Source organism: Shewanella sp. A22, assembly GCF_053850585.1.
Genome location: NZ_JBSQBN010000002.1, coordinates 101,760 through 108,468, shown reverse-complemented (window position 1 = coordinate 108,468; position 6,709 = coordinate 101,760). Strand labels below are relative to the sequence as shown.

Here is a 6,709-nt window from a genome sequence, read left to right as displayed (position 1 = left end):
TCTCAGGTATTCCACTTCTGTGTTACATCGATTTAAAAGGCAACAACCATTTCTACATCAATGTGCCTTGAATTGAAAAACCTGAGAGACTCTGAACTGACCAGATATTTAATGAGATTGGTATTATATGGGCCAGATGCTATCCCAAAACAATCGTTCATATCCTTTAATAACAAAAAACCTCTACATTTCTGTAGAGGTTTTTTGTTATTTGGCGGAGCGGACGGGACTCGAACCCGCGACCCCCGGCGTGACAGGCCGGTATTCTAACCAACTGAACTACCGCTCCAAAACGGTTTGTATACACTTAGTAAAACTAACATTCTTAAAATAAATGTTTTTTTTACTAAGTGTAAACAGTTACTTGATTGGCGGAGCGGACGGGACTCGAACCCGCGACCCCCGGCGTGACAGGCCGGTATTCTAACCAACTGAACTACCGCTCCACTCAAGTGCGATGAATAATAAAGTTGTGATTATTAATCGTCAACTGTTTTTTCAATTGTTTGTACTCGATTAGCTATTAATTGCACAATCAGCAACTTCTGGTTCGAAAATCAAACAATATTGAAGCTAGCTTTTATCATCTGGAATACTCAAGTCTATATCGTCTAAATCAACACTATCAAGAATACTGTCTTGCGGTTTTTCTTCATCTTCTATCGGATTTTGCTTTAGTCTTTCTTCTGCGGCAGCCATTGCTTTGACCAATGTTTGTTTTTTACGCCACATAACTAAACCGATAATACCCAATAAAAACAGCACACCATTAATGGTAATAATCCAGAACATGGCATTATCTTTAGCGGCTTTCTCTTCAATATCAGCTTGAATAGCTGCTCTTTCAGCAAGCTCTTCCGCTGATGGCGCTGGTGCAGGTGGTTCAATCATATTAAAAAACATTTCGGGTAGATCAAGTACGATTTCACGGCCATCAATGGTAGTCGATACTGCATGACCTTTTACTCGATAACTGCCAAATTCGTTCACTTTGGGTAAGTATAAAACTTGTTCGGCGCTTGTTATCGCTTGTACAGTTATTGGGATTAACATGCCAGCTGGACCAATGACATCAAACTGAAAATGTGTTTGTGTTAGTAATACGACAGAATCATCAATCGACAATTGTATTTGCCATATGCCTTTTGAAGGATCGCTATTGGGCACCATTTTGGCCATGATAGGTTGAGGTGAAAGCTCAAAAGGCATTAAAAATTCACGCTCAAAAATGTTATTGCGAGCAATAACATTCAACACATAGTGCCCTGTGGGCTGGTGTAAATTATGGCTGCCCGTAAAAATGCCATCATCAGGCGCTTCGTCCAACAGTTCTCCATCATCTTTATATGCGCCAACTATAATCGTACCCGTGGCAAAATTATTCTCTGTAGGAAGGTGTGCACTGGTAAAGCGAGCCGTCCACTCGACCATATATGCTAGTCCCGGCATTCTCATGGTTAAATCATCACCCAAGAGTTTTGCGGTTACTTTTAGCCTTTCTCCTTGATAAAGAGGTTGCGGTAATGGCTGCACCTCAATATCAAGTTTCGAAATTTTCTCAATTGTCGAACCTTCAACCACACTGCCCAGTAATTGCCATGGACCAGGCATTGGTTTTTCAATATAAATCATATCAGCCGCGATACCGTCAACCCATTTTACGGTTTGAGGGTGGCGATTTGAATACCACTTACTACCGTCGGGTAAAATGACCACAACAGGTGCAGAGCCATAGCTACGTTGAATAACTAATGTTAAGTGATCGACCATATGGTCGATTCTAAATCGATTTTTAAGCTCTACCGCTTTTGATGCGCTTACCATTGATGCTTGGGCATTAGATTGCCAAGTCAAAGTAAGACTCAATAGAAATAAACAGGTAATCGCAACAAAAACGGTACGGGTTGTACTCATAAAGATAGGTTTATCCTCTCCAGAGACATTTGCCTGACTTCGCAATTAGGTCAAGTCGTTGTTCATGTAATACTATTTCATCGGCAGACGCGCCAACGACTTTAAGATTAAACGCTGCTGGGTCGATTTTTTTTATTCCGCCAGCTTCTTGGCCTGCTTTTTCATTGGACAAATTAAATTTAATTTGTCCACCCGTCATAATTAAATAAACATCTGCAAGAATTTCTGCATCGAGTAATGCACCGTGATACGTACGGCGGCCATTATCAATACCATAACGTCTACACAGCGCATCGAGGTTATTTTTTTGGCCTGGATGCAGACGTTTTGCAATTGCTAAACTGTCTAGAATACTGCAAATGTCTTTGGTTTTAGGCCCAATTGGGTTGAGTTTAGAAAACTCATGATCCATAAAGCTCACGTCGAAGTTAGCGTTGTGAGCGACAATTTCTGCACCATCGATAAAATCAATGAAATCTTTAGCTATTTGATGAAACCGTGGCTCATTAGCTACACGGTCATTAGTGATGCCATGGACTTGAATGGCTTCTTCATCAATTGCCTGACCAGGATTGATATATTGATGGTACGTTCTACCCGTTAAGCGACGGTTAATCACTTCAACGCAACCAATTTCAATAATACGATGACCCACATAGATTGGCCCACCCGCTTGGTTCATACCTGTGGTTTCAGTATCGAGAATAACTTGCCGACTTGCACTAGAAATTATGTTCATATTTTTTACTCATTCAGCCCTCGCCTTTGTATAAATTGAGTATACTGGCGCGAATATTTTGCTATGGTAACAACTTGATGGCCGAACTCAAACAGCTGTATATCTTTACTGATGGTTCTTGTTTAGGAAACCCTGGACCTGGTGGCTATGGTGTGGTGATGAAATACAAGAATAAGATCCATGAAATCGCAGATGGATTTGCCTTAACAACCAATAACAGAATGGAGTTACTTGCGCCAATTATCGCTCTAGAAGCGTTATATGAGCCCTGTAATATTGTACTCACTAGTGACAGCCAATATATGCGTCAGGGTATTACCTCTTGGATCCACGGTTGGAAAAAGAAAGGTTGGATCACCTCAACCAAACAGCCGGTCAAAAATGTCGATTTATGGAAACGTTTAGATACTGTGAGTCAATTACATAAGATTGACTGGCGTTGGGTAAAAGGCCATGCGGGCCATGTTGAAAATGAACGATGTGATGAATTAGCACGACACGCAGCCGAAGCGAAACCGCATCAAGCAGACACGGGATATCAACCAGACTAATCAAACGTTTCTATCTAGCCTATTGCACATTGCCACTTTCACCATTAACGGTCGCAACACATTGACGTTGAGTCAATCCACTGCGGCTAGCGGTTGGCGCCGTTGACCAATTAGGGGCTTTCACCTTCGATTTATCTTTAATTGGTGTTAACGGGACGGTCAGTTTTCGAGCCACGATTAAGTAAACACTGCCAGTACTGGGTAACCAGTTAGCCATACTTTTTTGCCAAAAGGCTTGATGAGGTGAATTATCCACTCTTTGCCCTAATAACGAATGGTACATAAACCGTTCATCGGCTAATACTTGATAACCTAACAATCCTAGCCAATCTTTAACTCTTGAGGGCATAAAAAATTGCCCATTCCAAGGCAGTGTCGTTTGATATTTTGGCAGGATCTTACCGATAAACGCTGGGCTTATAGGGTTAAAACCAACAATAAAAATATAGCCGCTGCTAATAAGCACCCGATCGAACTCACGTAAAATTTGATAGGGATCTGATTCAAACTCAAGTAAAAAACAACTTAATACAGCATCGATAGAACTTTGTTGTATGGGTAAATGATGGGGATCGGCTTGAATACTGGCACTAATATCATCATAAATAGAAAAGTGTCGCGCAATATTGCAATGAAGACTATTTAGCTGGCCGCTTAACGCCCCAACCTTGAGTAAATGATAGCCAAATATACGCGGCCACCAAGGCGCTAATTTAGCTTCTATCTCAGCTTGCATTAACTCACCAAAAGGTAAATCGTGCCACATAAGGGGTTTTAACATTGAGCCCGCCAACTTTCACTTTGTACAAAAGATCATATTCATCAAACAAACTCTACCACAAGTAATTTAATTTTAAGCTAACCATCAATGGTACTTTGTGGCATCTCTTCATTTGGTGTTGTTTAACGATATCCGTTACCCTAGTAGATAGTCAATCAACAGTCGAGATAGATTATGCTTAACGTCCATACCATTCCAGCTTTCAACGATAATTATATTTGGTTAATTCATCAAGATAACAGCCGTTTTGCCTATGTTGTCGATCCAGGCAATGGTCAAAATGTTATCGATTATATCGCGACAACCAACCTTGAATTAGTGGGAATATTAATCACTCATCATCATGCAGATCATACCGGTGGGATCGCACTACTGCAGCAACATTTTAATCATACACTTAATGTTTATGGCCCAAATAACGAGAACATTGCAGGCTTAACCCATCCTATTGACGTTAAAGCACAAACGACTCTCGATATTGCTCATCTCGGGTCTGTAGCAGTATTGGCCGTTCCAGGTCATACTTTAGGTCATATTGCTTATAACCTGCAGCAAAGCTTATTTTGTGGTGATACTTTATTTAGCGCTGGTTGCGGGCGCTTATTTGAAGGAACCCCGGAACAAATGCTCACATCGCTGTCAATGCTTGCTCACCTCCCCGACAGTACGAGGGTGTATTGTGCTCATGAATATACACAAGCCAATATTGAATTTGCGTTACATGTCACACCAAATAATCAACAACTCATTGATTATGCAGACACAGTCAAACAACTAAGAGTAAAAAATTCCCCCAGTATTCCAAGCTCCATAAGAATAGAAAAAGCCATTAACCCATTTTTACGTTGTCATCTAAATGAGACTCAGATCGCAATTTCAACTCAATTTGGATTAGACAAAATAGATACTATTCAAACATTTACTAAGCTTAGGCAATGGAAGGATAGCTTTTAAATTAACATGAAAACAGTTTAATAAGACAAGCTAAAAAAATTAATCTACAATGCAAAATTGAATTAGCATGACCAAAAGAGTCTCAATGGCATTTGGTATGTTCCATTTTATTTAAGCCTGAGAACTTGGGGTAGTGTATCTTCAAATGAAAGCTAACTTAATCATTATGGCTGGCAGTATGCTAGCTATATCGGGGTGCCAGACACTCCATACTGCAGAGCCAAGTTCTGATAGTTCGACCCACATTGTTAACGCTCATGTAAAAAACAAAAAATCGTCGACGGTTACCCTTGAGCAAATTGAAGAGCAAGTCGCTCAAGTTAACAATTTATGGCTCAGAATCAGCAATCAAATGCATTTTCCTGTTGTTGATAACGCGTTGGTCAATCAGTACCGCCAGTGGTATATCGATAACCCTAAACACTTAGAAATAGTCGCTCAACGTGCAAGGCCATACTTGTATTACATCGTTGAACAGCTCGAACAGCGTAATTTACCCCTAGAACTTGCATTATTACCTATTGTAGAAAGTGGATTTGATCCACTTGCCTATTCACCCAGTAATGCATCGGGTTTATGGCAATTAACGGCACCAACAGCACTATCATTCGGTGTGAAAACTAATTGGTGGTATGACGGACGACGTGATGTTGCTTCGTCAACGAAGGCTGCATTAGATTTGATGGAGTACCTTTACGCCAAAATGGGACAAAATTGGTTATACACCATTGGAGCTTATAACTCTGGCGAAGGCCGAATATTCAACGCCATAAAACGCAATCAAGCACGTGGAAAATCGACGGACTTTTGGTCATTATCACTGCCAAGAGAAACCGCTCATTATGTGCCTCAATTATTAGCACTAGCAGATGTTATTAAACATGCTGACCAATATGGCATTAATTTAATTGCGATCGATAATTTACCTCAAATAGAAGTGGTCAATATTGAAAGTCAGTTAGACATTAACTTAGCCGCAGATTTGGCACAAACAGACATTAACGATTTAAAAGCAATCAACCCTGGGTTAAAGCGTTGGGCTACGGCACCACAAGGTCCACATCAATTGATTGTACCTAGCGATAAAGCAGCCACCTTTAAACGTGCATTGGCCCAAATTGAGCCAAACTCACGGATAAATTGGGTTCGCTATAAAATTAAGCTTGGTGACAGCATCAGTGAAATTGCCGATCAGTTTGAAACCACAGCCACATTGATAAGAAGCAGTAATGGTATTAAAGGCAATAATATTATCGCGGGTCGATTCTTAATTATTCCAGTTGCAGCAAAAGATCCTGACTTGGCAACGATGACCGCTGACCAAGTTCTTGCACGCAAAACCGTCATAAAACCAGGCAAAAATAAGCACACTTATACGGTTAAGTCAGGTGATTCTTTATGGAAGATAGCTCAGTCACAACAAGTCACTGTGGCACAGTTAACGAAGTGGAATAATCTAAAAAAACAATCGACATTGTCCATCGGTAAATCGTTGGTCATTTTTCCAAATGAAGTACCAATTAATACCGCAAACAATGAGAAAACTGTCAACTATCGAGTACAGTCAGGTGATTCATTAGCACGTATTGCCTTGAAGTATAAGGTATCGGTTGCTGAACTCATCGAGTGGAACAGCTTACAAGACAGCAAAATTATTCAACCAGGTCAAATACTAAAATTGATTGTGACTAATAGCTAACGACACAATAAGGCAATTGATTACTCCATTTTAAGCATTAAAAACGGACAAGTGATTCACTTGTCCGTTTT

At 40.3% G+C, this 6,709-nt stretch carries 6 protein-coding genes and 2 tRNA genes; 3 read left to right on the top strand and 5 right to left on the bottom strand.

The window, feature by feature from the left end:
• Positions 1–212: 212 nt before the first annotated feature.
• The 4 genes from ACWXWT_RS01095 to dnaQ form a co-directional block, all read right to left on the bottom strand.
• Positions 213–289: transfer RNA gene (locus ACWXWT_RS01095), tRNA-Asp, on the bottom strand.
• A gap of 80 nt (positions 290–369) precedes the next feature.
• Positions 370–446: transfer RNA gene (locus ACWXWT_RS01090), tRNA-Asp, on the bottom strand.
• Positions 447–573: 127 nt separating this feature from the next.
• Positions 574–1,914, bottom strand: a complete 1,341-nt coding sequence (locus ACWXWT_RS01085) for a TIGR03503 family protein (protein WP_456039775.1) — start codon at positions 1,912–1,914, stop codon at positions 574–576.
• A gap of 10 nt (positions 1,915–1,924) precedes the next feature.
• Complete coding sequence (dnaQ, locus tag ACWXWT_RS01080) at positions 1,925–2,653, bottom strand: DNA polymerase III subunit epsilon (protein WP_456039774.1); 729 nt, start codon at positions 2,651–2,653, stop codon at positions 1,925–1,927.
• A gap of 77 nt (positions 2,654–2,730) precedes the next feature.
• Here dnaQ and rnhA point away from each other — a divergent pair, with 77 nt between their 5' ends.
• Entirely contained in the window at positions 2,731–3,204 is a 474-nt protein-coding gene (gene rnhA / locus ACWXWT_RS01075) for a ribonuclease HI (protein WP_456039773.1), read from the top strand.
• A gap of 19 nt (positions 3,205–3,223) precedes the next feature.
• Here the strand turns inward: rnhA and ACWXWT_RS01070 are convergent, their stop codons facing one another.
• Positions 3,224–3,985, bottom strand: a complete 762-nt coding sequence (locus ACWXWT_RS01070; protein WP_456039772.1) for a methyltransferase domain-containing protein — start codon at positions 3,983–3,985, stop codon at positions 3,224–3,226.
• Between the two features lie 174 nt (positions 3,986–4,159).
• Between ACWXWT_RS01070 and gloB the strand changes: the two genes are divergently transcribed.
• Positions 4,160–4,939, top strand: coding sequence for a hydroxyacylglutathione hydrolase (gene gloB / locus ACWXWT_RS01065; RefSeq protein WP_456039771.1), 780 nt, complete (start codon positions 4,160–4,162; stop codon positions 4,937–4,939).
• 145 nt (positions 4,940–5,084) lie between these two features.
• Positions 5,085–6,638 carry a LysM peptidoglycan-binding domain-containing protein gene (locus tag ACWXWT_RS01060; RefSeq protein ID WP_456039770.1) on the top strand — a complete coding sequence of 518 codons (1,554 nt, stop codon included), beginning with the start codon at positions 5,085–5,087 and terminating at the stop codon, positions 6,636–6,638.
• Positions 6,639–6,709 lie beyond the last annotated feature (71 nt).

Bases quoted from the DNA above. Each gene is read 5' to 3' on its own strand.
- ACWXWT_RS01085 (WP_456039775.1), bottom strand. From the start codon at position 1,914: ATGAGTACAACCCGTACCGTTTTTGTTGCGATTACCTGTTTATTTCTA.
- dnaQ (WP_456039774.1), bottom strand. From the start codon at position 2,653: ATGAACATAATTTCTAGTGCAAGTCGGCAAGTTATTCTCGATACTGAA.
- rnhA (WP_456039773.1), top strand. From the start codon at position 2,731: ATGGCCGAACTCAAACAGCTGTATATCTTTACTGATGGTTCTTGTTTA.
- ACWXWT_RS01070 (WP_456039772.1), bottom strand. From the start codon at position 3,985: ATGTTAAAACCCCTTATGTGGCACGATTTACCTTTTGGTGAGTTAATG.
- gloB (WP_456039771.1), top strand. From the start codon at position 4,160: ATGCTTAACGTCCATACCATTCCAGCTTTCAACGATAATTATATTTGG.
- ACWXWT_RS01060 (WP_456039770.1), top strand. From the start codon at position 5,085: ATGAAAGCTAACTTAATCATTATGGCTGGCAGTATGCTAGCTATATCG.